20 protein-coding genes are annotated in these 26,328 nt (G+C 65.0%); 19 read left to right on the plus strand and 1 reads right to left on the minus strand.

Annotation, left to right across the window (positions count from 1 at the left end; genetic code table 11):
• Positions 1 to 50 precede the first annotated feature (50 nt).
• From ruvC to B2828_RS15840, 9 genes are all read left to right on the plus strand, one after another.
• Complete coding sequence (gene ruvC, locus B2828_RS15800; RefSeq protein WP_479634736.1) at positions 51 to 557, plus strand: crossover junction endodeoxyribonuclease RuvC; 507 nt, start codon at positions 51 to 53, stop codon at positions 555 to 557.
• Between the two features lie 58 nt (positions 558 to 615).
• Entirely contained in the window at positions 616 to 1,263 is a 648-nt protein-coding gene (gene lipB / locus B2828_RS15805) for a lipoyl(octanoyl) transferase LipB (protein ID WP_479634757.1), read from the plus strand.
• On the plus strand, positions 1,260 to 2,789 hold the full coding sequence (locus B2828_RS15810; protein ID WP_479634737.1) for a tetratricopeptide repeat protein: 1,530 nt from the start codon (positions 1,260 to 1,262) through the stop codon (positions 2,787 to 2,789). Before lipB ends, B2828_RS15810 begins: the two co-directional genes overlap by 4 nt.
• A 2-nt stretch (positions 2,790 to 2,791) precedes the next feature.
• On the plus strand, positions 2,792 to 3,901 hold the full coding sequence (lepB, locus tag B2828_RS15815) for a signal peptidase I (RefSeq protein WP_479634738.1): 1,110 nt from the start codon (positions 2,792 to 2,794) through the stop codon (positions 3,899 to 3,901).
• 5 nt (positions 3,902 to 3,906) lie between these two features.
• A complete protein-coding gene (locus B2828_RS15820) occupies positions 3,907 to 4,623 on the plus strand; it encodes a class II aldolase/adducin family protein (protein ID WP_479634739.1) in 717 nt (238 codons plus the stop codon).
• 47 nt (positions 4,624 to 4,670) lie between these two features.
• Entirely contained in the window at positions 4,671 to 5,363 is a 693-nt protein-coding gene (locus tag B2828_RS15825) for an ATP-binding cassette domain-containing protein (protein ID WP_479634740.1), read from the plus strand.
• Positions 5,360 to 6,220 (plus strand): phytoene/squalene synthase family protein, encoded by an 861-nt coding sequence (locus tag B2828_RS15830; RefSeq protein WP_479634741.1) that lies wholly within the window; start codon positions 5,360 to 5,362, stop codon positions 6,218 to 6,220. The genes B2828_RS15825 and B2828_RS15830 overlap by 4 nt, the downstream gene beginning before the upstream one ends.
• A 67-nt stretch (positions 6,221 to 6,287) precedes the next feature.
• The gene (locus B2828_RS15835) at positions 6,288 to 6,524 is read left to right on the plus strand and encodes a glycine zipper domain-containing protein (protein WP_479634742.1); all 237 of its coding nucleotides are present in this window, start codon (positions 6,288 to 6,290) and stop codon (positions 6,522 to 6,524) included.
• An 86-nt stretch (positions 6,525 to 6,610) separates the two neighbouring features.
• On the plus strand, positions 6,611 to 7,015 hold the full coding sequence (locus B2828_RS15840; RefSeq protein WP_479634743.1) for a glycine zipper domain-containing protein: 405 nt from the start codon (positions 6,611 to 6,613) through the stop codon (positions 7,013 to 7,015).
• Positions 7,016 to 7,030: 15 nt separating this feature from the next.
• Here the strand turns inward: B2828_RS15840 and B2828_RS15845 are convergent, their stop codons facing one another.
• Positions 7,031 to 8,677, minus strand: coding sequence for a sodium:solute symporter (locus B2828_RS15845; RefSeq protein WP_479634744.1), 1,647 nt, complete (start codon positions 8,675 to 8,677; stop codon positions 7,031 to 7,033).
• 112 nt (positions 8,678 to 8,789) lie between these two features.
• On the opposite strand from B2828_RS15845, the gene B2828_RS15850 reads away from it, so the two are divergent.
• The 10 genes from B2828_RS15850 (at position 8,790) to gcvP (ending at position 25,909) form a co-directional block, all read left to right on the plus strand.
• The gene (locus B2828_RS15850; RefSeq protein ID WP_479634745.1) at positions 8,790 to 9,881 is read left to right on the plus strand and encodes an acyltransferase family protein; all 1,092 of its coding nucleotides are present in this window, start codon (positions 8,790 to 8,792) and stop codon (positions 9,879 to 9,881) included.
• Between the two features lie 65 nt (positions 9,882 to 9,946).
• Complete coding sequence (locus tag B2828_RS15855) at positions 9,947 to 10,627, plus strand: zinc metallopeptidase (RefSeq protein WP_479634746.1); 681 nt, start codon at positions 9,947 to 9,949, stop codon at positions 10,625 to 10,627.
• Positions 10,628 to 10,685: 58 nt separating this feature from the next.
• Positions 10,686 to 11,276, plus strand: coding sequence for a sigma-70 family RNA polymerase sigma factor (locus tag B2828_RS15860; protein WP_479634747.1), 591 nt, complete (start codon positions 10,686 to 10,688; stop codon positions 11,274 to 11,276).
• A 35-nt stretch (positions 11,277 to 11,311) separates the two neighbouring features.
• Complete coding sequence (locus tag B2828_RS15865) at positions 11,312 to 11,833, plus strand: hypothetical protein (protein ID WP_479634748.1); 522 nt, start codon at positions 11,312 to 11,314, stop codon at positions 11,831 to 11,833.
• Positions 11,811 to 12,884, plus strand: a complete 1,074-nt coding sequence (locus tag B2828_RS15870; RefSeq protein ID WP_479634749.1) for a S1C family serine protease — start codon at positions 11,811 to 11,813, stop codon at positions 12,882 to 12,884. The genes B2828_RS15865 and B2828_RS15870 overlap by 23 nt, the downstream gene beginning before the upstream one ends.
• A 258-nt stretch (positions 12,885 to 13,142) precedes the next feature.
• Complete coding sequence (locus tag B2828_RS15875) at positions 13,143 to 14,528, plus strand: hypothetical protein (protein ID WP_479634750.1); 1,386 nt, start codon at positions 13,143 to 13,145, stop codon at positions 14,526 to 14,528.
• Between the two features lie 75 nt (positions 14,529 to 14,603).
• The gene (gene recC, locus B2828_RS15880; RefSeq protein WP_479634751.1) at positions 14,604 to 17,819 is read left to right on the plus strand and encodes an exodeoxyribonuclease V subunit gamma; all 3,216 of its coding nucleotides are present in this window, start codon (positions 14,604 to 14,606) and stop codon (positions 17,817 to 17,819) included.
• Positions 17,816 to 21,253, plus strand: a complete 3,438-nt coding sequence (recB, locus tag B2828_RS15885; protein ID WP_479634752.1) for an exodeoxyribonuclease V subunit beta — start codon at positions 17,816 to 17,818, stop codon at positions 21,251 to 21,253. The genes recC and recB overlap by 4 nt, the downstream gene beginning before the upstream one ends.
• Entirely contained in the window at positions 21,250 to 22,968 is a 1,719-nt protein-coding gene (recD, locus tag B2828_RS15890; protein ID WP_479634753.1) for an exodeoxyribonuclease V subunit alpha, read from the plus strand. Before recB ends, recD begins: the two co-directional genes overlap by 4 nt.
• A gap of 64 nt (positions 22,969 to 23,032) precedes the next feature.
• The gene (gcvP, locus tag B2828_RS15895) at positions 23,033 to 25,909 is read left to right on the plus strand and encodes an aminomethyl-transferring glycine dehydrogenase (RefSeq protein WP_479634754.1); all 2,877 of its coding nucleotides are present in this window, start codon (positions 23,033 to 23,035) and stop codon (positions 25,907 to 25,909) included.
• The last annotated feature ends 419 nt before the right edge of the window (positions 25,910 to 26,328 follow it).

Below are 26,328 nucleotides of genomic sequence, written 5' to 3' on the forward strand. Positions count from 1 at the left end.
TTTGGCGGCTCGACAATCGCCCGCCTTGCGCTCAAATAGGAGGAACTCCCATGCGTCTCCTAGCCATTGACCCCTCTCTGCGTTGCACCGGTTTTGCCGTCCTGGAACGGCTGGAGGCGCGCAAGGTCCGGGCGCTGGAGTACGGGACCATCCCCAACCCGCCCAAGATCCCCGCTTCCTCCTGTCTGGTGGCTATTCACGACCGGATCTCCGGCCTGATCACCCAGTACCAGCCCGAATGCGCGGCGGTCGAAGCGGTGATCTTTGTCCAGAGCCACCGGACGGCTATTACCCTCGGGGCGGCCCGGGGCTCGGCGATCCTCGCGCTGGCCCAGCGGGGCGTGCCGATCTTCGAGTATTCCCCGAAGGACGCCAAGCAAGCCGTGGTCGGTCGCGGGGGAGCGGACAAAGCCCAGGTGGCCTTCATGGTGCGCGCCATGCTGGGCCTCACTGAGACGCCTTCTCCTGATGCCGCCGACGCCCTGGCCATCGGGTTGACCCATCTCCAGAGCTATGACTCGGCGCAACTGGGCGTCAAGGTGCTCAAAAGGATCTAAAATCTTCTGGCGGATTAAAAAAAATCCCCCTCTTCCCGTCGCGTGGGGTTCCTGCTAAATTCGCCTTTCACGCATGAAACTCGAAACCCGCTGGCTTGGACGGATCAACTACGAGGAAGCTCTGAAGCTCCAGGAGGCGCTCGTGGCCGGGAGAATCCACGGCACGGAGCAGGACGTCCTGCTGCTCCTGGAGCATGAGCCGGTTTACACCATTGGGCGGACGCCGGATCAATCCAGCCTGCGCGACGCGGCTCACCTGCCTTACCCCGTCGTGCAGATCAACCGGGGCGGCCAGGCGACCTTCCACGGCCCGGGGCAGCTCGTGGGCTACCCGATCCTCGACCTTACCCCCCGGGGGCAGGATCTCCACCGTTACCTGCGGGACCTGGAGGGTGTGTTGATCGAATTGCTGGCCCTCTACGGCGTGCAAGCCGGGCGGCGCGAGGGGCTCACTGGCGTCTGGGTCGGCCCGCGCAAGATCGCCTCCATCGGCGTCGGCGTGCGCCACTGGGTCTCCATGCACGGCTTCGCCCTCAACGTCTGCGGGGACCTCACGCCTTTTAACGAGATCACCCCGTGCGGCATCGCGGGCGTGGAGATGACCAACCTGGAGCGCGAGAGCGGCAAGGCTGTGGACGTGCGCTCGGTGGCCGACTGCGTGGCCGGGCTGTTCGCCGAGCGCTTCGGGAGGGAGCCCTCGGAATGAGCGGGCACCCCCGGGTTCATCGCTGGCTTCTGTTGCTGACGGCCCTGGCGGCCTTCGCTCTCTACCTGCCCACCCTGGGGTACGATTTTGCCTACGATTCGCTGGTCCAGGTGGGCCTGGACGACTATATCCACCAGCCCGCGCATTTGCTCGACTGCCTTTCCCTCCGGGTGCTGGGCCAGGACGTCCTCGACTTTAACCGGCCCCTGAACTTGGTGAGCCTCATCGCCGATGCCCAGCTCTGGGGGAAAAATCCCGCCGGGTTCCGCTTGACGCACCTCTTCTTGCACGCGGCGGTGGCCGGGTTGCTCTTTCGCTGGTTGCGCATTATCACCGGCAGCACGGGGGCCTCGGCCCTGGCGGCGCTAATTTTCGCGCTCCACCCGCTGCATGTCGAGACGGTGGTGGAGATCGGCTACCGGGAGGATCTGCTGGTGGCTTTCTTCCTGCTGGCGGGGCTCAATGCCGCGACGGCCTTCGAGCCGGGTCGCCCCGGGCGGGTCTGGGGGCCGGGCGTGCTGACGTTCGCCTGCCTCGTTTGCGCCGCGGCCTCGAAGGAAAACGGCATCGCCGGGCCGGTCGCGCTCGCGGCCTACTGGGCCCTGCTGCGCCGCGAGCCGGGCGCGCCCAAGGGCCCCTGGCTGGCGCTTATTGGCGCGACCTCCGTGGCCGTGGGGGCCTTTTACGCGCTCCGGTTTGGCCTGGAGCCGAAGCATTCGATCATTTTCGCCCAGCCCGCTCCCCGCCTGGCCGCCGATCCGATGGAATGGCTGCTGACTCAATCCCGCATCTGGACCGCCGAACTTTGCCGGGTCGTATGGCCCACGGACCTTTGTGCCGATTACGGGCCGTACAATTTGCGGAACATCGACGCCGTTTGGGCGCTCAGTCTGGTCTTTACCCTGGCCGTGGCCGGGGGCGTCTGGGCGTTTTTGAACCGCCGGGCCGCCTTGGGAGTCGTCATCGTCCTGGCGGCCATCGCCCCGGTCTCCAACCTGCTGCCCATCTACCGCCCCATGGCCGACCGCTACCTTTACCTGCCGATGACCGGCCTGGCCCTCCTGCTGGCCCTCGCCCTGGCGCGGCCCGGTCGCTGGCGGCCCGCCGCGTGGACCGGCGCGGGCCTCGTCGCCGCGCTGCTGGCCGCCGCGACGCTGCGCGAGGAGCCCTTTTGGCGCAATGGAGCGGCGCTTTGGGCAGAAGTTGCCCGGGTCAACCCCTATTCCGTCAACGGCTGGCTGGGCCAGGGCGACATGGCGCTCGACTCGGGCCGCTACGGCGAGGCGCTCGCGTATTACCAGAAGGGCGAGGTCGTCGCTCATGGCGGTTCGGCCCAGGTTTGCGCCGGGCTGGCCCTCGCCTTCGAAGCCCTGGGCGAGCACCGGAAAGCGGCGGAAAACCTTCAGCGTGCTACAAAGCTTGATTCCCGCTTCGCCCGGCCCGAAACTCTCGTCCGCGCTTTGATGTATCGCGACGACGATGCACGGCGTCTGAGCCTCATCAACCAGCGCGCACAAACTCACTAAGTATGTTCTTCACTCCTCGATACCTGAAAGAAGGCCGCGAGCTGCTCCACGGCGCGCGTAAGATGTACGCCTACAAGCGCGACCTCCTCTCCCCGCACGACCTGGAAACAGCCGAGGCGGCCATCGCGGAACTGGAGGAAGCCCTCCGTAAACGGGACCGCAAGGCCGTGGAAGAGGCCTCCGAACAGGTCAATACCTTCTTCGGGAAACGTTTCCCCACCCCGGCCCACGCCGACTGGGCGGAGAACACCGAAGTCTTCCTGGTGGCCATCATCATCGCGCTGGGCATCCGCTCCTTTTACCTCCAGCCCTTCACCATCCCCACCGGCTCCATGCAGCCGACCTTGAACGGCATCCGCGTCTTTGAAATGACCGCCCCCGTGCCGAACCTCGCCGTGCGCGGGCTGGAGTGGGCCTGGTACGGACGGAGCTACTTCGATATCGTGCCCAAGGTCGATGACGTCGTCGAAGGCATGGAGGAGGTCACCCGCTTCTGGTTCTTCCACTACACCCGCGTCGTCGGCGCCCGCGAGAGCTTCCTCATCCCCGCCCCGGCCAGCGGCTTGGTGGGCGCGTTTCGGCTCCAGCCCGGTGCCCGGCTCCAGGCGGGCCACCCGCTGCGGGGCTATGCCGACACCGGCGACCACGTTTTCGTCAACAAAATGGCCTACAACTTCCGCTCCCCGAGCCGGGGGGAAGTCTTCGTCTTTAGCACCAACGGGATCATGACCGACGAGAACCGCCGCAACCCCGGCGGCCCCTCGCAGTACTACATCAAGCGCCTGGCGGGCCTGCCGGGCGACGAACTGCGGATCGACCCGCCGCGCCTCTTTGTCAACGGCTCGGAAGCCAAGGAATACGGTTTCCGGCGCGTCATGAGCGGCTCCCCCTACGCCGTCGGCGGCTACCGGGGCTATGCCAACGGGCCCCTATTTCTGACCGCCCCTGACGCCCCCTACAAAGTGCCCGACAACCGCTACATGGCCCTGGGCGACAACTCCTATAACAGCTCCGACTCCCGCTACTGGGGCACCGTTCCCCAGGATAACCTGATGGGCTGCGCGCTGTTCGTCTACTGGCCCTTCAGCCCGCACTGGGGCCTGATCAAGTAAATCCAATGAGTGAACGTGAAGCATTATTAAAACTAGCCCAGTGGGCGGGTAGCCATCCGGCTCGCCTGGCGCTGGACGGCGAGGGAGCCGCGGCCGCGCTGCTCCCCTCCGGAACGACTTTTGCGGTGAGTGCCGCCCTTTCCAAACTGGCCCGGCTGACGGCGGATCGGGTCGTCGAATGCGACTTAGGCAAGACCCGCGCGCTCATCGAAGGCGAGCCCGAGCCCGCCCCCGAAGTGCTGGCCGAGATTCAGCTCGACCCCGCCGCGCCGCTCCCGAGCGCCGACGTCTTCACCTTCGCCGACCTCTTCGCCTTTGACGGCGTGCGCTTCGCCCTGCACACCCAGCCCATCCCCGTCAACCAGATCGTCTGTTCGCCCCGGGCCCGGCAGTTTTCCGACCGGCGCAACCTCCCGCACGAGATCGTCGCCTGCGGCCAGTCGAGCGTACTCGTCCCCTTTATGCCCCCGGGCGTCCTCCTGGCGCGGGAAATCCGGCGCAAAATCGCCCTCTGGCGCGACCGCTACAAAGAAACCCCCCGCTTGATCCTCATCCAGAACCACGGCATGATCGCCCTCGGAGCCACCGCCGAGGAGGTCCAGACCGTCACGGAAATGGCCGTCAAATACGCCGAAATCTTCGTTGGCGCGGCGATGCTCGGCGGCCCTGAATTTTTAAAGCCGAATTACGTCACACAAATGGATGCAACCAAACGCGTCTAGCGGCGCGAATCAGGACTCCGAATTCGCCTTTTCCCCTCTGCAACCCGATGCCTACCCTCTCCGCACTCAATCTTACCGGCTCTCACGAGTCCGCGGGCGAGCGGCTTTGTGGCGTCACGGCTGAGTTTGAGCCCGCATCGCTCAACCTCATCCACGGTCCCCGCGGCTCCGGGGTCAACCTCCTGCTGCGCTACCTCGGCCTCATGGAGCGCCCCCACCAGGGCGAAGTCCTCCTGACAGGCGAATCCACCCGCGCCTGGACCGACGCCCGGTGCATCGAAGCGCGCAGCCGCCACTTCGGGTTCGTCTTCGAGACGCCGCTCTTAATCCCCTCCTTCAACGTGGCCGAGAACGTCGCCATGCCCTTCTTCAAGCTCACCCAGGCCAGCCCCGAGCTGGCACGGGAAGCCACCGCGCGGGCGCTCGACCACGTCGGCCTCGCTCAGTACGCCGAGGAGACCGTTGACGCCCTGCCGCTCTGGGCGCAGCAGCGCGTGGCGCTCGCCCGGGCCCTTGTCACGCGGCCCCAGGCGCTTTTCGTCGAGAACATCGACGCCCTTTTCCGGGACAGCGAGTTGATCGCCATTCTCGAACTTCTTTCCAGCACCCGGCGCACCCTGGGCTGCTGCATCATCGCCACCGCCGCCCACTCCGACGTAGCCCACTTCGCCACCCGCGCCATCGAGATGGCCGCTGGCCGCGTGGCGCGCGACTGGCAACCGGGAGGATTCCTTTCATGAACGCCGCAGCAGCCGCCGCAAACCACCAGAACGTCACCGCCGAGGCGATCACCCGCAAGAGCAAGAGCAGCTTCGCCTTCGCCTTCCTTTCCCTACCGCCCGAGCGCCGCCGCGACATCGTCACCTTTTACGCCTTCTGCCGCGTCATCGACGACATCGCCGACGAAGCCGACGCTCCCGTGGCCGAGCGCGCCGCCCGGCTGGAAGCGTGGAAGCGGGCCCTCACCGAGAGCTTTGCGGGCGAGCCCGAGCTGGCCCCGGCCATGCGCGACCTCATGGAGCGCTATCAGCTCGACCGCGAGGTCGTCGCCCTCATCATCGAAGGCTGCGCCTCTGACCTCGCGCCCGTGCACTTCGAGACCTTCGACCAGCTGCTCGGCTACTGCTACCGCGTGGCGAGCGCCGTGGGGCTCGTCTGCATCGAGCTTTTCGGCTGCCGCGACCAGGGGGCCCACCGCTACGCCGTCTCGCTCGGCTACGCCTTGCAGCTCACCAACATCCTGCGCGACGTCGCCAAGGACCTCGCCAACGGCGGCCGGATCTACCTTCCCGCCGAGGACATGGCCCGTTTTGGCGTTACCGAGGAGGATCTGCGCGAGCGCCAGGGTGGCCATCGTTTTGGCTCGCTCATGGCCTTCGAAGCCGAGCGGGCCGAGGCGCTCTACGCCCAGGCCCTCGCCGAGCGGCCCTTCCGCGACCGCCGCGCCATCATGCCCGCCGAGATGATGCGCCTTATTTATTACAAAATCCTCACAGGGATGCGTCAGGATGGCTTCCGGGTTTTTGAGAAAACCTACCGCGTCGGCAAGCTCGGCAAGCTGGCCATTGCCCTGCGGGTCTTTCTCTGGGCGGCGTAACCGGTGGAAAGCCGGTAGCTTTTGCCGCGCGCGCAAGGGGGAGCAAGGCTCCGATGCCCCTTGTGACATGAAAACGTTTCCCTTACTCACCACCGCGGTACTCGGTCTGGCTTTGGCAGGGTTGACCGGCTGCGAGACGCCGACCCAGGGCGCGGCGACCGGCGCAGCCACCGGAGCCATCATCGGCGGCATCGCGGGCGGCAATATTCGCAGCGCCGCCATTGGCGCGGGTGCGGGGGGCCTCACGGGCGCCGCCGTCGGGCAGCTCAATAAAGAGCAGCGGGCTAACTACGGGTATTATTAGAGCGGCATGGTTTGGCCATTGAAAATAATATTGGCCTTCGATTGAATAGATCGGGCGCTCCCGGCGTCTATACGAACACCAATCCTATGAGAATTTTCCTTCCCATTGCAGTGATGAGCGGTCTGGCCGTGGTCTCCATGAGCTTTTCCGGATGCGAAACCCCGGCACAAGGGGCGGTCTCCGGCGGCGCGGCTGGGGCCATTATCGGTGCCATTTCGGGCAACTCGCTACGCAGCACCGCCATTGGCGCGGGCGCGGGCGCGGTGGCCGGGGCGGTGATCGGCAAGATGGTCGCCGACGACCGGCGCGCCAACTACGAAGGCGGCCCCGTGGCCTACGGTGGCCCGGAGTACCGCGTGGCCACGCCCTCGCGCTACTACGGCTACGTCATCAGCCCCTACCGGCCCCACGCCACGGTGGACGTGCGCGGCATCCGTCCGGGCGCTCGCGTGGTCGATCCCGTCAGCGGCTATATTTTCATCAACCCCTGATTCGGGGGTAGCAGGTTAGCCCTTCTGCGTCGCGAGCCGGTCGAGGACCTCCTTGACCCGCTCCGGCGGCGTACGGAAACAGAGCGCCACGGTTGTCGCGACGAGCGTACCGGCGGTAATCCGCCACGGGAACTCGATCGTTGGCAGCCAATCCAGCTTCCAATGCTGGAAGGGGACCCCCGGGTGCGCCTGTTGCCAGGCGAGGAAAGCGGGGTTGTCCGGGTGCAGGAGATTCCAGACGTCGTTATGCAGCCCGCTTAGGAAGCAGACAGCCACGATGCCGCAGGCCATGGCGATCAGGTTGCCCCGCTCGCTACCGCGTGTCCGGGTCAGCATCCCCACCAGGAACACTCCGAGGAGCGAGCCGTAGGTGTAGCCAAAAATCCCCAGCACGATCGGGATAATCGAGCTTTTCAGCACAATGGCCGCGTAGGCCGTCGTCGCCCCGATGATCACCAGGAAAAACGAGAAAACCACCGTGCTCCGGCGCGCGGCTCGCACGATGTGAGCGGGCGTGGCCTCGGGGTGGATGTAGGGGAGGTACCAGTCCTCCGTAAAGCTCGTGGCCAGCGCGTTGAGGGCCGTCGAAAGGGAGCCCATCGCCGTGGCGAACACCCCCGCGATCATCAGCCCGCGCATCCCCGGGGGCGTTTCGTGCAGGATGAAGTAGGCGAACGGATGGGAGAGATCCGGGTTGCGGTAGTGCGCCCAGAGGAGCACCCCGATCGTCAAAAAGCAGAACACCAGCGGCAGATCAGCCAGGCCGGAGAGGATGAGGGCCATGCGGCTCTTGAAGTGATCCTTGGCCGTGAGCATCCGCTGCACCATGTCCTGGTCCGTCCCGTGGGTGGCCATGGTGATAAAGGTCGAGCCGAAAAGCGCTGCCCAGATCGTATACTCGCTCCCGAGCACATTGCGCACATTGGTCAGGAAAGGGAGATTCGCGCTGGTGCCGGTGTCGAGGAAGACCAGATCCTTCGGGCCGCTGAGGGCCGCCTGCGCCCCGGCCCAGCCACCCGGGATCATCCGGAGCAGCGCCCAGACCGCAAACGAAAGCGAGGCCACCATCACGCACGCCTGGATCACGTCCGTCCAGACCACCGCCTTAATGCCCCCCAGCGCCGTGTAGACCGCCGTCGCCGCCGTCAGGAAAATCAGCGAGCCGACGTAAATAAAGACCTGCTGCATCGGCGAAAGCGCCACGCCGGAGAACATCTCATAACCCAGCACCAGCACCACAGCCGCCACGTAAAGGCGCGTCCCGCTGGCCAGCGCCCGCGTCACGAGGAAAAGCGCGCTGGCCCCGTTCTTCGTTCGCGGCCCGAAGCGGATATTCAGAAATTCGTAAATCGAAACGACCTTATAGTCGTAGTACGGCTTGATGAAAACGAACGCCACGATCACCCGGGCGAGCACCGTGCCGATGGCCAGCTGGGCGTAGGTGAAATTCCGGGTCCGGTAGCCCTCGTCAGGCGCGCCCAGGAACGTCGCGGCGCTCATCTCCGCCGCGATAATCGAAGCCAGCACCGCCCACCATGGGATACTGCGGTTGCCGACGGCGAAGCCCTCCATCGTCTTGCTGCCGCGCCCCTTGTAGAGGCCGATCCCAATGACGATCACAAAATAGGCGAGGATCACCCCGCTATCCAGAAGCCAATCCATAGAAGCCGCAACTATCCATCATCCAGCGGGAAACGCAACCTCCGGACAAAAGATGTTTACTTTGTGTGGGGTGTTTGTTGCACCTTTTGCCGATTATTGAGATAAAAGCGGAATGATGCAGGGGAATTTATGCAGCGGGATAGATCCACATCTGACCAATCAGAAACGGGTTGTTTGGCTGGAAGTGTCGAGAGTTTTGGCGACGTTTCTCGTGGTATGGGAGCATATGCCATACCCTTACGGAATTCACTTCGGAAAATTTGCCTTTCTCCGGGGGAGCGTCCCGTTCTTTTTCTTTGTTGCGGGATTGCTGTCGATGCGCAAAGGGGTAGTAAAAGGGCAATGGTTCAATTGGAGTCGGGCTGTTTTTCTTCTGGTTCCCTTTGTCATATGGGAGGTGGTGGCGATGGCGAATGCCCTCTTTTTGGGAAAGGAAATCTGGAGCTTTCCTCATTCCCTGGTTGTGCTTACCTGCATCAACAAGCCTCTATGGTTTATGCGGGATCTGATTTTGCTTTCGCTGGTTACCCCTTTGCTTCTTCGGTTTCACTCGAAACTTATAGCATTGGCCGTAGCTATAATGGCTTTTGACTACTCCTTTGGTCCCGATAACCGGCTGCTCCCGTCTACCTGGGGGATTTATATCCTTGGGCTTGGGCTGAACCGCTATGATTTAGACGGCTTTCGGAAATTCTTGGACAAAAACGGGATATACATCATTGGACTCACTTTTACTTTAGCTGCCGGATTCATTCTCAAAGGCCGGGATCAAATGCCGGTGAGCGAATTATTCCACATATTTCACGGGGCTTGTTTTGGAGTCTTTGGCTTGATCCTTGGAGCGATGTCCATCATGAGCGCTGGAGTCCTGATCGAGAAGTATCTTCCCTCTGTTGCCAGTCGAATCGCCCCGATAGGGATTTCCTCTTTCCTTATCTATGCCGTTCATTGGCCATTTTTGGTTTTGATTTGTTCCTTTATCGGGATTCGCCCTTATTGCCCGGTAGGGAACTGGAATTTTTGGGGCCATATCCCGGTTTTTATTGCTGCTGTTGGGGTCTACGCGGTCATCCATTGGGGATATTTGCTAATAGAACGTTTTTTCCCCAGGATGTTGCCCTTCCTTGCAGCGCAACGCATTCGTGACTTCGGGAGCGCAAAACGAGAAGTTTTGGGCTCATTGAGCGAAGCGGGAACCCGGTAGCTGTTTTTTTGAACACCCATCCCTTCGCGCTGTCTTATTCTGCGACCCTAAGAGATAGTAACCTTATGCTTACGAACTACATCGTCCTGATCATTATTCCCGCGATCCTGGGAATCTGGGCCCAATTCAAGGTCAAGCGTGCGTTCGAACACTATAGCCAGGTGCCGGTCTCCACGGGCCGGACCGGGGCCGACGTCGCTCGCGAGATCCTCGACGCCGCCGGGATCCACGATGTGGAGGTCGAGGAGATCGAAACCATGCTGGGGGACCACTACGACCCCACCAACAAGCGCCTCTGCCTCTCGCCCGACGTCTACAACACCGCCACCGTGGCCGCCGTCGGCATCGCCGCACACGAAACCGGCCACGCCATCCAGGACGCCCGGGGCTATGCTCCTCTGAAAGCCCGCATGGCCGTTGTGCCGATTACCCAGTTCGCCTCGCAGCTCCTCCCCTTTGTCCTTATTGGCGGATTTTTCTTCGGGATGTTCGGGCTCATCAAGCTCGGCATCCTCTGCTACCTCGTCCTGACCGTCTTCCAGTTGATCACCCTGCCGGTGGAGTTTGACGCCTCCCGGCGGGCCAAGATCATCCTCGGGCAGATGGGCGTGGTGGCTCCGGGCGAGGAAACCCAGGGTGTTGAGCGGGTGCTCAGCGCCGCGGCCCTCACGTATGTGGCGGCATTTATTGCCTCCCTAGGAAACCTCCTTTACCTCTTATCCATTGCAAATCGCCGCAACGATTAATGGGAACTGTGGGAATGGGATTGCCGGATTGGCCCGAAAATTGATAGGCAATCCGGTGATGACCGAAGAGACTGCGCCGACCAACGAAGACGCCCGGCTGGTTGCCCGCACTCAAGCGGGCGATCCGGCGGCCTTCGACGCGCTTGTCGTCAAGTATTCCCCGCGCCTCTACGGGCTGGTCTACAACATGACCTCCAACCACGAGGACACCAACGACCTCCTCCAGGATGTCTTCGCCAAGGCCTACCGCTCCATTGGCGGTTTTAAGGGAAATTCGGCCTTTTACACCTGGGTCCACTCCATCGCGGTCAACATGACCATCAACTTCCTCAAAAAACGGGGCAGGCGCATGACCATGAGCCTGGATGACATGGACGCCGGGGTGGAGAACGACAAAGACTTCATCGAGCTGACCGCCACTACCAACCCCGTCAGAGAGGCCGATTTGGGCGAACTCCAAATCAGATTGAACGAGGCCATGATGAAGTTGTCTCTAGATCATAGAGCGGTGGTTACCCTGTTTGACATCCAGGGCTTGCCACACGCCGAGATCGCCAAAATATTAGGGGTCTCGGAGGGGACCGTGCGTTCCCGGCTCTTCTACGCGCACCGGCAGCTCCAAAACTACCTCGAAGAATTCCGACAATAATTTGCCCAACCGCCAACCCACCCCCGATTCGTTTTATGCCCGTTGATGACCAGACTATCTCCAAGCTACTGAGGCTGAAGCGATTTGAACAACCGCCCGCCGGGTACTACGACGCCTTTCTGCGTGAATTCCAGGAGCGCCAACGAGCGGAGCTGTTGAAAAGGCCGGTATGGCGGATCTTCCTCGACCGGCTCGACGTGCTGCGCGAGGAGTACCTGACCCTGTCCAATCTTTCTTACGGCATGGCCAGCGCGGCCGTCCTCGCCGTGGCCGCGGCCTTGAGCTTTAACATGCTGGCCCACCCGGGCACCGGTGTCGGGTCCTCGGCGGCCACGCTCGCGGCCCATGTGAACGTGCCGGTGAATGTGACCATGCCGGAGGAATCCCTCCGCGTCGCTTCCGCGCCCGTTCCGATGAACGCCGCCCTTACCCCGCAGATCCGCATTCCGGACGCTCTGCTTGAGTCCTCCTACGTCACCCCGGTTCCCGGGGATCAGCCTCCGCGTTACATCCTGGACGCGCGCCCGGCCAGCTATGAGCCTCCGTTCACTTTTTAGTTCCACGGCCCTGAAATCCGCCGTGGTCTGCTGCGGCGTATGGGCCTATGCAAGCGGCGGACGCGTTTGGGCCGGGCCCGTAGCCGAGTCGCTTTCCAACGAAGTCCGGGGAGTCTTTGAACAAACGCGCGGAGCCATCGTCAAGGTGGAGGGTAGCGACAAGACCGGCTCGCTTTGCGGCACCGGGTTTTTCATCGACCCGAACGGCACCCTGCTCACCGCCTATTCCGTCGGCGGCGAGAGCAGCAACCTCTCGGTCATTTTGCCCGGCAACCATAAAGTCCCCGCGCGTTGCCTCGTAGCCGATGCCCGGGCCGGGATCGCGATTTTAAAGGCCGATGACGTCCCGTGCGGCACCCCGTTTTTGCCCCTCGCCTCGGGAAGCTTGCGGGTAGCCACGCCCGTCGTAACGGTAGCCTATCCGATGGACATGCCCGTGACGCCCAGCTTCGGGCTCATCTCCGGGATGGACCTCAAATACCTGGGCCGGTGCTTTGCCACCAGCCACATCCGCGCCACCGTCTCCGTCCAGCGGGGGCAGGGCGGCGCGCCGCTGCTCAATATGCAGGGCGAAGTGGTGGGCGTCATCGTCAGCAGCATTGATAACGGCTCCGCCTGCTTCGCGCTGCCCACGGTGGCCGTGGAGAAGATCCGGCACGACTACGACCGCTACGGCGCGGTGCGTCCGGGCTGGCTCGGCGTGCGCGTGCAGGTCGTCGCATCTGGCAGCACGGGCTTGGCGGTGGAAGTCGACCGCGTGGAGGAGGATTCCCCAGCACAGAAGGCCGGTTTGGAGCCAGGCGACCGGGTAGTCCGGATTGGCGATACCGTCGTCACCTCGCCGGAAGACGTGCTTGACGCCTCGTTTTTCCTTACCGCCGGAGAGAAAGTCGCCGTCACCGTGCGGCGTGGCGAAGTCGAGCGCGTGCTGCAAGCCAAGCCGATCGAGCGCACCGACCGGACCGCGTGTGAGGTCCTGGCCCCGGAGGGTGTCAAAGTTCACACCTCCTCGGCCCTCAACGGCGACATCACGCTGCGGCTCAACCCGTAGCCCTGCGTTTTCGCGCTGGCTTCCCGTGTCCCTTCGGGCATAGAACCGGGGTATGACGCTTCGGAAATGGATTTTTGCCGTGATGATCGGCACTCTAGTGGCCGGGGCGGGCTGGGCTTATTGGAACGGAAAAAACGCGGGATTGCGCCTCCCGGTTCCTGTCGTTGCGGCACCGTTTGCCAGTTCAACCTCGGATAAATTCGAGGGAGGGGGAATGATTTTTGAGGGGACTACACATTCCTTTCCTGCCGCTCGGCCTTGCTGGTCAACGAAAACGCCGATCCGCTGATCGCCGAAGTGCTCAAGACGCTCCAAGCCCGGCTCAAGCCATCCATTGAGGTCAACACGTGTTCCCCGGGCCTGGAAAATCCGTGGTTGCCCGAGGGGCGGCGATTGCCGGACCTGGTGATCCGCGTGAAGCTGCTTGCCCGGACGCGGAGTGATCATACCGACTGGTCCACGATATGGGTATCGACGGGGCAGGGTCCGTGGAATTCGCGGCATTCGTATTGGGGGCCGGATTCGCTTCCATTGGCTCAGACCTTCAGGACGGGGTGGCTAGATCATAAAAGCACGTTTGAGGAGCCGACCCTGGGCGATCACCTTGGTGCTGCTCTGGCGGAAAGCTTGCGCAAGCAAATTGAGGAGGAGCAAAAGCGACATAGCGTGCTGCCGCTCCTGCCGTCTTCCTTGGAAGGGCCTTTTCACCCCGCGCCGCTGCTGTTGCTGCCGGAGACCGCCTCGGCCTGCCGGGTTCTCTCCGGGCAGGGCTTGTTTTGCCACAACGAAACCTACTGGCGACTGAACGCCCCGCCTGGTGCGGGGCTCCTTGAGGATTTGCGCGCCAGGTACGAAGCGGCGGGATGGAGCGCCGAGGCGAGTTCGGAGAGCTATCTGCGGCTGACCCGGAACCGGGAAACCGTGGAATTCTACCCCATCTGGGACGAAGAGGTTCTCCCCGACCTACTGGCTGCGCCTCCGTCCAAGTTTGCCGCCCATTACCGGGAGGATTACGACGCGTCCGAGCGCGCGGCGGCAGCGGAGAGGCTATTTGCCGCCGGTCTGCCGCCCGAGAGCGTGTATCGCTTTGCCGGGCTTTCCTCGGAAGAAGCGCGCCGGGTGTTTTTCGCGAAAATCCGGCCGGGCCAGTGTTTTGTTCCCGAGGTTTGGCTTGAGGCGAGCAAGTTCCAGGAACCGGAGGCGGCATGGCATTCTCTGAAACGCGCCAAGGCGCTCTTAATCACCCGGGAGAAATCGGACGCCTTAAGCCGGGCCATCATCGACGCGGGCGTGAAGCTGCGCCGGAATTTGACGCTTTCAGCGGAGGATTTCCGCGAAACCGGGTTCGAAGCGCTGCCCACGGAGCCCGGGGAGATTGACCGCGCCGAGGGGAAGCCCGTTCTGGTTTACTGGGAGACCGGGGGCGCGTTTTATTCCGCCTTGATTGAGGTGCAAAACGGCGGGCAGATGCTCCATATCGTGTTTGGCGAAGATGGCTATGTTCGGGGATGGTCTCGCGGGACTTTTGCGAAGGACTCCCCATTTTCTGCCGATCTCAGAAACCAATGCCCTATCCGCCTGAGCGTTTCCAAGCAGCCGGGCGGCTATCGTTATTTCATCAAGCCGTTTACAGGGCCACTTTAGCCCCACATTTTCTCAACCTCCAGGCTGGCGCGCGGGGAGCCGTTGCATTAAGCAATTAAGCCTGAACATTCTCCCGTGAACGGCCTCTTCCTCCATACCGGCAACCGCCTCGAACTCCTCGCGGATGAACTGGCCGGGGTGACGGCCGGGCCGCTCGCCTCGCCGTTTTCGCGCGAGGTCATCCTGGTGCAGAGCCTCGGGATGAGCCGCTGGCTCTCGCTCCAGCTCGCCGCGAGGCGCGGGGTCTGCATGGCCACCGAGTTCCCGTTCCCGCGCGCTTTTTTGGACGAAACGCTGCGCCGGTTCGTGCCCGAGATGGCCGCGAGCGATGCCTTCGCGCCGGACGCCATGGCGTGGAACATTTACGAGCTGCTCCCGGGGCTCCTTTCGCGACCGGAGTTCGCCCCCGTGCGGGGCTACGTGGCCGACGGCGACGCGCTCAAACGCTTCCAGCTTTCCGAACGCCTCGCCGGGGTGTTCGACCAATACCTCGTCTATCGCCCCGAATTGCTGCTCGAATGGGAGGCCGGGACCGCGCCCGAGGGCGACCTCTTTGCCCCGGCGGGCGACGCCGCGTGGCAGGCCGCGCTCTGGCGTGAGCTTAACCGCGCGCGCGCGCTGCACTTCGGCGCGGTGCTGGAGCGGCTCCGCCGGGGGCGCGTGGAGCCGGGCGCGGAATTTCCCGAGCGCGTTTCGATCTTCGGCATCGCCTCGTTGCCGCCCGCCCAGGTCGAGGTCTTTTTCTGGCTTGCGGCCCACTGCCCGGTGCATCTTTTCCTGCTCGCCCCGTCGAGCGAATACCACGGCGACGACCTCACGCCCCGCCAGCGTGCGCGCCTCGGGCTGGTCGAAGAACCGGGCGAGGGCCACCCGCTCCTGACCTCGCTCGGGCGGCTCAACGCGCAGTTCACCAACGTCCTCCTGGAGGCCGACGAGCGCGCCGGTCACCGCCTGGAATACCGCCCCGAGCGTTTCGAGGAACCGCCGGGCGACTCCGTGCTCCACCATCTCCAGCGCGATATCCTCCACGCCCAAGCCCGTGGGGAACCCGTGGGCGAACCGCCGCTGGAGGCCGCCCCGGACGACCATTCGGTGGAAATCCACGTCTGCCATTCGCCCATGCGCGAGGTGGAGGCGCTCTACGACCGGCTTCTCGACCTCCTGGCCGCCGACCCGACGCTGCGCCCACGCGACATCCTCGTCATGACGCCCGATATCGAGAGCTACGCGCCCTTGATCCATGCCGTCTTTGGCGGCCCGGAGAATCCCGCCTGGCGCATCCCCTACAGCATCGCCGACCGCCAGCCGCGCAACGAAAGCCCGGCCATCCGGTTCTTCCTGGCGCTGCTGGGTGCGGTCGGGACACGCTTTACCGCGCCGGAGGGCTTCGCGCTGTTGCAGAGCCCCGTGATGCGCGCCCGCTATGGCTTTGACGACGCGGAGCTAGCCCGCCTGCGCCAGTGGATTGCCGAATCGGGCATCCGCTGGGGCATTGATGCCGACGAACGCTCCGAGCTGGGCCTGCCCGCCACGCCCGAGGCCACCTGGCGGCGCGGCCTGGAGCGTCTCATTCTCGGCTACGCCATGCCGGGCGACCGCCGCACGCTTTTCGAGGGCATCCTTCCCGAGGAGGACGTGGAGAGTTCCGATGCCGGGCTGCTCGGGCGCTTTGTTTCGGCCATGGAGGATCTTTTCCGGACCTTCTCCGAGCTCGCCCGCGCGCGCCCGCTGCCCGAGTGGTGCGAGGTGCTCGACGGCGTCATCGGGCGCTTCTTCACGGGCCTGCCCGACGAGGCGCAGATCGACGACGTGCGCGCCCTGCGCGAAGCCGTGGCGCGGCTGCGGGAAATCGCGGGAGCGGTTTCCGGCCTGGTGGAGTTCGCCGTCATTCGCGAGCACCTGGGCGGGCAGATGGAGCAGGCCGCGCAGCGGGGGGGCTTCCTCGCGGGCGGCGTCACCTTCTGCGCGCTCAAGCCGATGCGGAGCATCCCGGCCCGCGTCGTCTGGCTCATGGGCATGGACGAATCCGCCTTTCCCCGGCGCAACCAGCCCTTCCCCTTTGACCTGATCGGCGCGCATCCCCGCCCCGGCGATCGCTCCCCGCGCGACGACGACCGTTACCTTTTCCTCGAAGCCATCTTGAGCGCCCGCGACCGTCTGCGCGTGAGCTACGTCGGGCGCTCGCTGGTGAGCCGCGACGAATTTCCGCCGTCGGTGATGGTGAGCGAATTCCTCGACGCGCTGGAGGCCGGGTTCCGCTTCCCCGGCGGGTGCAATGCCCGGCAGGCGCTTAGCTTCGAGCACCGGCTCCACTGCTTCAGCGCGGATTATTTCCAGCCCGGCGGGCGGCTCTTTAGCTACTCGGCGGCCAACGCTGCCGCCGCCTCGGCTCGGCCCGCGCCCGCTGCGCCGTTCTTCACCCGCCCGCTGCCGGAGCCGGACGCCGAGTGGCGCACCGTGGCGCTGGCCGACTTGATCCGCTTTTTCCACAACCCGGCGGCCTACCTGCTCAAGCGGCGCCTCGGCGTGGCGCTCGACCTGCCGGACGAGCCGCTGGAGGAATCCGAGCCGGTGACGCCCGACGCCCTCGGGCTCTACACCGTGGCCAACGAGATTTTCGAAGCCCGCTTCGCCGCCGAGCCGCCTCCGGGCGAAGCCGCGCTGGCCGCCCGGGCGCTGCTCCCCGTCGGGAGCGTTGGTGCTCAATATTACCAGGACCGCGACCGCGCGGCGCGCGAACTGCGGGAACGCCTGCTGCCGTTGTTGCCCGGTGCGCGCCGGGATGATCCTATCACCCTGGATCTGCGCATTGGCGAATTCACGCTTACAGGGCGGCTGGAGTCGGTCTACGGCGGCACGCTCGCGTTTTTCCGCCCCGCGAAGCTCAAGGCCCGGGACTGGCTGCGCGCGTGGATCTCGCACCTCGCCTGGTGTGCCGCCGCCGGACGGCCCGCGCCGACCGTGCTTGCCGGGGATGACGAGGCCATCCGTTTCGCAGCCGCTCCGGAGGGGGCGCTTGCGGGGTTGCTGGAGCTTTACTGGCGAGGGCTCTCCGCACCGTTGCCATTTTTTCCCAAGGCGTCCATCGAGTTCGCCAAGCCGCCGGGAAGCCGTTCCACCCGCACGCCGCTGGAGCGCGCCACGGCCGTCTGGCTCGGGAATATGCGCGAGGCGGGCGAGGCCGAGGACCCCGCCGTGCGGCTCTGTTACGGAGACGCCAATCCGCTGGGCGAGGAATTTGAAACCGTAGCCCGTGCCGTCTGCGGGCCGATGCTGGAGGCCGTCCAATGACGCAGCCCATTCCGTTTACCCCATTTGATGCCGTCACGTTCCCGCTCGAAGCGGGGACCACCCTTATCGAAGCCAGCGCGGGCACGGGCAAGACGTACTCGATCGCCGCGCTCTACCTGCGCCTTGTGCTGGAGGAGGCGCTCCCCGTGCAGGCGATCCTGGCCGTCACCTACACCACGGCGGCCACCAAGGAACTGCGCGAGCGCATCCGCTCCCGGCTCCACGCCGCGTGGGTGGACCTCCGGCGGGGCGCTTCCGAAGACGCCATCGTGGCCAAGTACCTCGCCGCGCACGCCGATCCGAAGCCGGGCGAACGGTTGCTCAACCTCGCCGTGCAGTCGTTCGATGACGCGCGAATTTTCACCATCCACGGATTTTGCCAGCGCGTCTTGCAGGAGAGGGCGTTTGAGAGCGGCGCGCGCTACGGCGCGGAGCTGACACCCGATGCGCGCCCATTGCTGGAGGAGGTTGCCGCCGATTTTTGGCGCATCCGTTTCCACGAAGCCCCGGCGCTCGTGGCCGCGCTGGCCGTGGCGCGCGGCGAGTCGCCCGAAGCGTGGGTGGAGCTGCTGGAGCAGACGCGTAACCATCCCGATCTCGTGCTGCGCCCCAGCCCCGAGGCGTGCGTGGCCTCCGTGCTTGCGGAGCAGCTGGGCGAAACCTTCGAAGCGCTGCGGCAGGCATGGCTGAGCGAAGGCTCCTGCCTCGAAGCCGTGCTGCAAGCCGACAAAACCCTCCGCCCCGCCGAACTCAAGCGCCGGATCGCCGCGCTGCCAGTGCTGGCGCGGCTTGGCGCGGAGCCCGATGGCGAACTTATCGCTGCGCTGGGAGATTTCACGAGCACCGCGATCGCCGCCGCCGCCGGGAAAAACAAGACACCCCTTTCGCACCCCTTCTTTGCTCGTTGCGACGCGCTTTTTGCGCTGGCCGACGCATTCTTTAACCAGCTCACGCACGAGGCGCTGGCCTACGCCGCCGAGGAGATCCCCGCGCGCAAGCTTCGCCGGGGCATCCTCACCTACGACGACCTGCTCACCCAGGTCCACGCCGCGCTGACGGGCCCGCGTGGGGCGGCACTCGCCCGGGCGGTCGGGGGCGGCTACCAGGCCGCGCTCATCGACGAATTCCAAGACACCGACCCGCTGCAATACGCGATCTTCGAGCGTTTTTTCGGCGGCGGCGCGCACCGGCTCTTTTTCATCGGCGACCCGAAGCAGGCCATCTACGGCTTCCGGGGCGCGGATATCTTTACGTATCTCAAGGCGGCCCGGGCCGCGCGGCGGCGCGCCACACTTGCGGTCAACTGGCGCTCGGACGAGGCTCTCCTTGCCGGGTTTAATGCGCTCTTTGCCCGGCGTGAGGACGGCGCGCCCTTTGTGGTGGAACAAATCCAGTATTATCCGGTACATTCCAATAAACCGGAGATTCCGCCTGGGACGCCGCCCGCCCTGGAGGTGCGCTACCTGCCGAGCGATGCGGAAAAAGGCTTTGCACAGGAGGCGGCCATGCACGCGCTGGCGGCTGCTGCTGCAAGGGATGTGGCGCAGCTGCATGTTAGCGGGGGAGGGGAGTGGCAATGGGGCGACCTGGCCATCCTCGTGCGCACCCACCGGCAGGCGGAGGCCGTCTACGAGGCGTTGGCCCGGCGTGGGTTGCGCGGCGTCATGCACACCGAGGCAAGCGTCTTCCAGTCGCCCGAGGCGGCGGAGATGCGCTTGCTTTTGGAAGCGGCGCTGGAGCCCGGGTTGCGCGCGCGGCTTCACGCGGCTCTGGTCACGCCGTTCGGCGGCCTGAATGGCAATGAACTCGCGGAGCTTTCGCCCGAGGATCACCAGCGCTGGGTGGAGCGGTTCGCCGGGCTGGGCACGCTTTGGCGCGACGCCGGGTTCGCCGTGATGTTCCGCCGTTTGCTGGCCGGGGGCGATCTCTACCGGCGCGTCATGGAGGCGGCGCGGGGCGAGCGGCGGCTGACGAATTACCTGCACCTCGCCGAGTTGCTGCACGACGTTGAGACGGCGGGCGGCTTCACGCCCGAGGCGCTGGTGGATTGGCTGGCACAGCAGCGTGTGAACCCTCGCGAGGCCGCCGAAGCGGCTCAGCTCCGGTTGGAGAGCGACGGCGACGCCGTGCAGATCGTCACCGTTCACCAAAGCAAAGGGCTGGAATATCCAGTCGTACTCTGTCCGTTTCTCTGGTGTCCGGCTGACACACCCCGGCGCAAGCGGGTGCAATTTCACGACGCCGAGGGGCGGCTCACCTTCGACCTCCGCGGCAAGGATGGGGCTGATCCGGAGGATATCGAGGCCCACGGTCGCGAGGCGCTGGCTGAGGAGGTGCGGCTGCTTTACGTGGCCGTCACAAGGGCTGAGCATCGCTGCATAATTTACACGGGTGACATCCAGCAGCCGGGTGTTTCGGCGCTGGGGCACGTGCTGGGCGACGGGATTCGGGAAGGCGCGCGGGCCCTGGCTGCGAGCTGCCCGGAACACGTTGCGCTGACGATGATCGAACCGGAAGAGGGGCCGCATATTTCACCATTCGGTGCGCCGGAGGAAAAGCCTGTTTGCGCGGCGCGAGTATTTCCGGGTATGATCCGAACGCCCGCGTTTCTGACCAGCTTTACGGGGCTCACGGCGGGCACCGGTGGGGAGTTGCCCGAACGCGATGCGCTTCCGGCCGCGCTTCCGGCGGCAGGTGACGAAGCCGAGCCGGTCGCGGGGATTTTCCAATTTGAGAAAGGCGCGCGCGCCGGGGAGTTCCTACACGACGTGCTGGAGAATCTCGATTTTCGCCACCCGGAGCAGATCGCGCCGCTGGTGGAGGCGCGCCTTGGGGCTTACGGGCTCAAGGGATCGCCACACTCCGGGGCGGTCGTGCAGAAATTGACGGAGCTGCTCGAAGTGGAGCTGGCCCCGGGCCTGACGCTTTCGCGCATTGGCCTAGACGACCGGCTTACGGAGGCCGAGTTCTCCGCGCGGTTGCCGTCGCTCAAGCCCGAGGACCTGCGCGCGGTGTTCGCGGATTTCGCCTCGCCGGTGATTGATCCCGCGGCGCTTGGGGCGCTCCGGTTTACGCCGGTGGAGGGGTTTTTGCGCGGGTTCGTTGATTTGTTTTTCCGGCACGAGGGGCGCTACTATATTGCCGACTGGAAATCGAACTGGCTTGGCGAGCGACCCTCGGACTACGACGCCCCGGGCGTGGAGGCCGCCATGCGCGCCCATCATTATGCGTTGCAGGCGCATCTTTACGTGCTCGCTGCCGACCGCTTTTTGAGCGCGCGGCTGCCCGGGTATGATTACGAGCGGGATTTCGGCGGGGTGTTCTATGTGTTCCTGCGCGGGGTCGAGCGCGGCAATCCGGAACGCGGCATTTGCCGGATGCGCCCGCCGCTGGCGCTGGTTGAAAAACTGCGGAGGCTTTCCCAAACGCGATGAATCAAAAATCTCACACGAAGGCGCGAAGGCACGAAGGCGCGAAGGGCGGGGAACGGTCGCTCGCGGATTTCGCTGATCTCGATTTGCATTTCGGGCGCTTTATGGCACGCTTTGGGGGCGGGGAGCGCGTGGCGTTGGCGGCAGCGCATTTGAGCCGCGCCGTCTCGCGGGGAGACATCTGCCTGGATCTAAAAGAAGCCCCGGCGGGAGAAACTGCGTGGCCGTCGTTGGACGAGTGGCGGGAGGTGCTTGGCTGCTCGCGGGCGGTGGCCGCAGCGGATTCGGACGCGATGACGCCGCTGGTGCTCGATGGCGCGGGGCGGCTTTATTTGCGCCGATTTTTCATCCAGGAGGCGGCGCTTGCCGAGGCGCTGCTTGATCGCGCGACGGAAGCGGTTCCGGCGGCGGTGGCCGAGGGACAGGAAGCGGCGGCGGAACTCGCGGTGAGCAGCCGTTTGTCCATCCTCTGCGGCGGCCCCGGCACCGGTAAGACAACGACAGTTGTGAAGATTCTACTTCGCCTCACGCCGCCGGGATCGCCCGCGCCGAGGCTCGCCCTGGCGGCTCCCACCGGCAAGGCGGCGGCGCGGCTTGAGGAGGCCGTGCGTGAAGGACTCGCTCGCGCGGAGCGGCCCGATTTGCTGGCCGCGCTGCCCCGGGCTACCACGCTGCACCGATTACTGGGTGTTACCGGAGGCCCCGGCTTCCGGCACAATGCGCGTAACCCGCTTGCGCTCGATTTCCTGGTCGTGGACGAAGCCTCTATGGTCCCGCTGCCGCTCATGGCTAGCCTCTTCGATGCCCTTCCGTCCTCGGCCCGCGTGCTGCTGTTGGGCGACCGCGACCAGCTTGCCTCGGTCGATCCGGGCAGCGTCCTGGCCGATATTGTCGACGCCGCCTCGCGGCCCGGTGCGCCGCTCCGGGGTTCGCTCGCCGTGTTGCAAAAGAATTTCCGCTTCGGCAACGACCACGCTATTTACCGCCTCGCCCAGGCCGTGCGCGAGGGGCGGGGAGCCGACGCGGCGGGCCTACTTGCCACTCCGGGCAATGGGCTGGGGCACCGTGCGACACCGAGCCCTGCGCATCTCAATGAAGCCCTGCGCGCGGCGGCAGTCGATGGCTACGGCCCGGTGCTGCGGGAGCGCGACCCGGCGCTGGCGCTCGAAGCGCTGGGGCGGTTCCGGATTCTCTGCGCCGTGCGGCAGGGGCCTTGGGGCGTGGAGGAGATCAACCGGCGAGTGGCAGCGCTCCTCTGCGAAGCGGGGTTATTGAGAGGCGAGGGGCCGCTGTTCGCTGGGATGCCGCTCCTCATCACCCGCAACGACCCGCAACTGGGCCTGTTCAATGGCGACATCGGCCTGCTCCTGCCCGATCCCGCCGCGACGGAGGGCTCCGAGCGTTCCCTGCTGGCCTGGTTCCCCGGCGACGGCGAGGCGGCCGTCCTGCGGCGCTTCACCCCGGCTCAGCTTCCCGCCTTCGAGCCCGCTTTTGCCATGACGGTCCATAAAAGCCAGGGGTCGGAGTTCGACCGCGTGCTTTTTATCCTGCCGGAGCGGGAATCGCCCGTCGTCACCCGCGAGCTGATCTATACCGGCGTTACCCGCGCCCGCTCGCACGTCGAGCTTTGGACCGACCCGGCGCTCTTTGCCCAGGGCGTTTCGCGGCGGATCGAGCGCGCCTCCGGGTTGCGCGAGCGGCTCGCCGGGCGGGGGTAGGCAGGTTTTGCCGCCGCCGGATTTTTCAGATTGATTTGAGAAACCGCCGCTCTAACCTGCTCGGATGTCAGGTCATTCAGTTTCCTCAATTTCAGACGCCCTCGCCCCCGCCGACTCGTTTCTCCGGCGGCACCTCGGATCGAACGCCATCGACACGGCGGCCATGCTCGCCTCGCTTGGGTTTGACTCCATTGACGCCCTTGCCGACGCCGCCGTCCCCACCGGCATTCGGCTCCCTGCCCCGCTCGATCTCCCCGCTGGCCGCGGCGAACACGAGGCGCTCGACGAGCTCCGCACGCTCATCGGCGAAGGGAACGACCTCTACCGCAGCCACATCGGCATGGGCTACCACGACACCTTCACCCCGCCGGTGATCCTGCGCAACATCCTCTGCAACCCCGGCTGGTACACCGCCTATACCCCCTATCAGTCCGAAATTTCCCAGGGCCGCTTGGAGGCGCTCCTCAACTTCCAGACCATGATCGTCGACCTGACGGGCCTGGAAATCGCCAACGCCTCGATGCTCGACGAAGGCACCGCCGCCGCCGAGGCCGTCAACCTCTGTCGCGCCCAGTCCAAGAACGCCGTCCACAAGACCGTTTTCGTCTCCAGCGCTTGCCACCCGCAGACCATCGCCGTCGTTCGCACCCGCGCGGGCGCGCTCGGGCTGCGCGTCATCGTGGGTGACGTCGAGAGCCTCGATTTTGCCGAAAAACCGTTCGCCGTCCTGCTCCAGGTGCCCGCCACCGACGGCGCGCTGGCCGACCCCACCGCGTTCATCGCCAAGGCGAATGCCGAGGGGGCCCGCGTCATCGTCGCCGCCGACCTGCTCGCGCTCACCCTCATCAAGTCCCCGGGCGAAATGGGGGCCGATGTCGCCGTGGGCACCACCCAGCGCTTCGGCGTTCCCATGGGCTTCGGCGGGCCGCACGCCGCCTACTTTGCCACCCGCGACGCCTTCAAGCGCTCCATGCCGGGCCGTCTGATTGGCCTTTCGCACGATACCCACGGTGCCCCCGCCCTGCGCCTGGCGCTTGGCACCCGCGAGCAGCACATCCGCCGCGAGAAAGCCACCAGCAACATCTGCACCGCCCAGGTGCTCCTCGCGGTCATGGCCTCCATGTACGCCGTTTATCACGGCCCCGATGGGCTGCGCCGCATTGCCACGCGCGTCCACCTTTTCGCCGCCGCGCTGGCCGCCGGGTTGAAAAAACTCGGCTGGACGGTCTCGCCCACCCCGTTCTTCGATACCGTGCGCGTGGAGCTCGGATGCACCCCTGCCGCCGAAATCGTGCGCCTTGCCGAAGCCCGCAAGCTCAATCTGCGCGTCCTGGACGAGCACACCGTCTCCATCGCCCTTGACGAAACTACCGACGGCATCGCCGATCTTCTGGCCGTCTTCAACGGCGGCAAGGAGGCCGGGTTCGACGTCGCCGCGCTGGCCGCCGAGGCCGGGGAGGTCATTCCCGAAGCCCTGCGCCGCACGAGCCCCTACCTCACCGCGCCGGTCTTCAACCTCTACCATACCGAGATGGAGATGATGCGCTACATCCACCGCCTGGAGGTGAAGGACCTGGCGCTCAATACGTCCATGATTTCCCTGGGCTCCTGCACAATGAAGCTCACCGCCACCAGCGAAATGCTGGCCCTCACGTGGCCGCTGGTTGCCAAACTCCACCCGTTCGCCCCCGCCGAACAGGTACGCGGTTACGCCGCCCTCTTCCGGCAGCTTGAGGGGTGGCTCGCCGCCATCACCGGCTTCGCCGCCGTTTCGCTCCAGCCCAACGCCGGGGCCGCAGGGGAATACGCCGGGCTCCTCACCGTCCGCGCCTACCATGCCGCCAAGGGCCAGGGCCAGCGCGACGTCTGCCTGATCCCGCACTCCGCCCACGGTACCAACCCCGCTTCCGCCGCCATGGCCGGGTTCAAGGTCGTCGATATCGCCTGCGACGATGCGGGCAACATCGACGTCGCCGATCTCAAGGCGAAAGCCGAGGCCCACCGCGACACGCTCGCCGCCCTCATGGTCACCTACCCGAGCACCCACGGCGTCTACGAAGAGACGATCCGGGAAATCTGCGAGACCGTCCACGCCAACGGCGGCCTGGTCTACATGGACGGCGCGAACATGAACGCGCAGGTCGGCCTTACCAGCCCCGGCCACATCGGCGCGGACGTCTGCCACTTGAATTTGCACAAAACCTTCGCCATCCCGCACGGCGGCGGCGGTCCCGGCGTCGGCCCCATCGCGGTCGCCGCGCACCTGGCCCCCTACCTCCCTTCGCACGGAGTCGTTGAGACCGGCGGCCCGGGCAAAAGCGGCGCGGTGGCCTCGGCTCCGTGGGGCAGCGCGTCCGTGCTCGTCATCCCGTGGATGTACATCCGCATGATGGGTGGCGACGGGCTCAAAGCCGCCACTGAGTACGCCATCTTGAACGCCAACTACATCGCCAAACGCCTCGGCGAGTACTACCCGGTCCTCTACACCGGCCGGGGCGGCCTCGTCGCGCACGAGTGCATCCTCGACCTTCGCCCGCTCAAAGAGCGCACCGGCATCGACGTCGAAGACGTGGCCAAGCGCCTCAACGACTACGGCTTCCACGCGCCCACGATGTCCTTCCCCGTCCCCGGCACGCTGATGGTCGAGCCGACCGAGAGCGAGCCCAAGGCGGAACTCGACCGCTTCTGCGACGCCATGATCGCCATTCACGGCGAAATCCTGGCGGTCGAAAGCGGCAAGCTCGACGCCAAGGATAACCCGCTCAAAAACGCCCCGCACACGGCGCAATCCGTAACGAGCGACGCGTGGACCCACCCGTACAGCCGCGAACAAGCCGCCTTCCCGGCCCCATGGGTGCGGGCCTCGAAGTTCTGGCCAGCCGTGGGCCGCGTGGACAACGTCTACGGCGACCGGAATTTGGTTTGCACCGGTTGCTTGTAGAATTTTTCACCACAGAGGACACAGAGGGCACGGAGGAAAAGGCAGAGGGAAGAGCGAAAAGCACTCTTTGCTAGGCCCTCGTGCCCAAACTCTATTTGGGCACGCATTTGGTCCTGCAACTCCATTGCGGCAATTGAGTTTTCCTCGTTACGAATCTCTAGATTCGTAACGCAAGATGTCCGGGAAGCTCCAGATTCCCCCCTCCCGTGCGAATCTCTGAGGGTAATGTCCGCTTTAGCACGAATCCATATACGTAAAGTGCTAGCGGACAATGAAAAACAGATATATCGAGCATGCGCACATTTCCGAGAGGAAATTTAGGGCGATTTTGCATCATTTCGCTCATGTCTGTCGCCGTTTCATCGTTTTGTCCTTGTTATGAATTTTCCTATTCGTAAGGCCCTCATTGCCGCTGCTGA

This window comes from Spartobacteria bacterium UBA695 (genome assembly GCA_002298145.1).
Lineage (GTDB): Bacteria > Verrucomicrobiota > Verrucomicrobiia > Chthoniobacterales > Chthoniobacteraceae > UBA695.

Excerpts from the sequence above, each read along its gene's own strand:
- recD (WP_479634753.1), top strand. The coding sequence starts at position 21,250 with ATGAATCAAAAATCTCACACGAAGGCGCGAAGGCACGAAGGCGCGAAG.
- B2828_RS15810 (WP_479634737.1), top strand. The coding sequence starts at position 1,260 with ATGAGCGGGCACCCCCGGGTTCATCGCTGGCTTCTGTTGCTGACGGCC.
- B2828_RS15845 (WP_479634744.1), bottom strand. The coding sequence starts at position 8,677 with ATGGATTGGCTTCTGGATAGCGGGGTGATCCTCGCCTATTTTGTGATC.
- B2828_RS15860 (WP_479634747.1), top strand. The coding sequence starts at position 10,686 with ATGACCGAAGAGACTGCGCCGACCAACGAAGACGCCCGGCTGGTTGCC.
- gcvP (WP_479634754.1), top strand. The coding sequence starts at position 23,033 with ATGTCAGGTCATTCAGTTTCCTCAATTTCAGACGCCCTCGCCCCCGCC.
- B2828_RS15865 (WP_479634748.1), top strand. The coding sequence starts at position 11,312 with ATGCCCGTTGATGACCAGACTATCTCCAAGCTACTGAGGCTGAAGCGA.
- B2828_RS15840 (WP_479634743.1), top strand. The coding sequence starts at position 6,611 with ATGAGAATTTTCCTTCCCATTGCAGTGATGAGCGGTCTGGCCGTGGTC.
- B2828_RS15820 (WP_479634739.1), top strand. The coding sequence starts at position 3,907 with ATGAGTGAACGTGAAGCATTATTAAAACTAGCCCAGTGGGCGGGTAGC.
- B2828_RS15870 (WP_479634749.1), top strand. The coding sequence starts at position 11,811 with ATGAGCCTCCGTTCACTTTTTAGTTCCACGGCCCTGAAATCCGCCGTG.
- B2828_RS15850 (WP_479634745.1), top strand. The coding sequence starts at position 8,790 with ATGATGCAGGGGAATTTATGCAGCGGGATAGATCCACATCTGACCAAT.
- lepB (WP_479634738.1), top strand. The coding sequence starts at position 2,792 with ATGTTCTTCACTCCTCGATACCTGAAAGAAGGCCGCGAGCTGCTCCAC.
- B2828_RS15855 (WP_479634746.1), top strand. The coding sequence starts at position 9,947 with ATGCTTACGAACTACATCGTCCTGATCATTATTCCCGCGATCCTGGGA.
- recB (WP_479634752.1), top strand. The coding sequence starts at position 17,816 with ATGACGCAGCCCATTCCGTTTACCCCATTTGATGCCGTCACGTTCCCG.
- B2828_RS15830 (WP_479634741.1), top strand. The coding sequence starts at position 5,360 with ATGAACGCCGCAGCAGCCGCCGCAAACCACCAGAACGTCACCGCCGAG.
- B2828_RS15825 (WP_479634740.1), top strand. The coding sequence starts at position 4,671 with ATGCCTACCCTCTCCGCACTCAATCTTACCGGCTCTCACGAGTCCGCG.
- ruvC (WP_479634736.1), top strand. The coding sequence starts at position 51 with ATGCGTCTCCTAGCCATTGACCCCTCTCTGCGTTGCACCGGTTTTGCC.
- B2828_RS15835 (WP_479634742.1), top strand. The coding sequence starts at position 6,288 with ATGAAAACGTTTCCCTTACTCACCACCGCGGTACTCGGTCTGGCTTTG.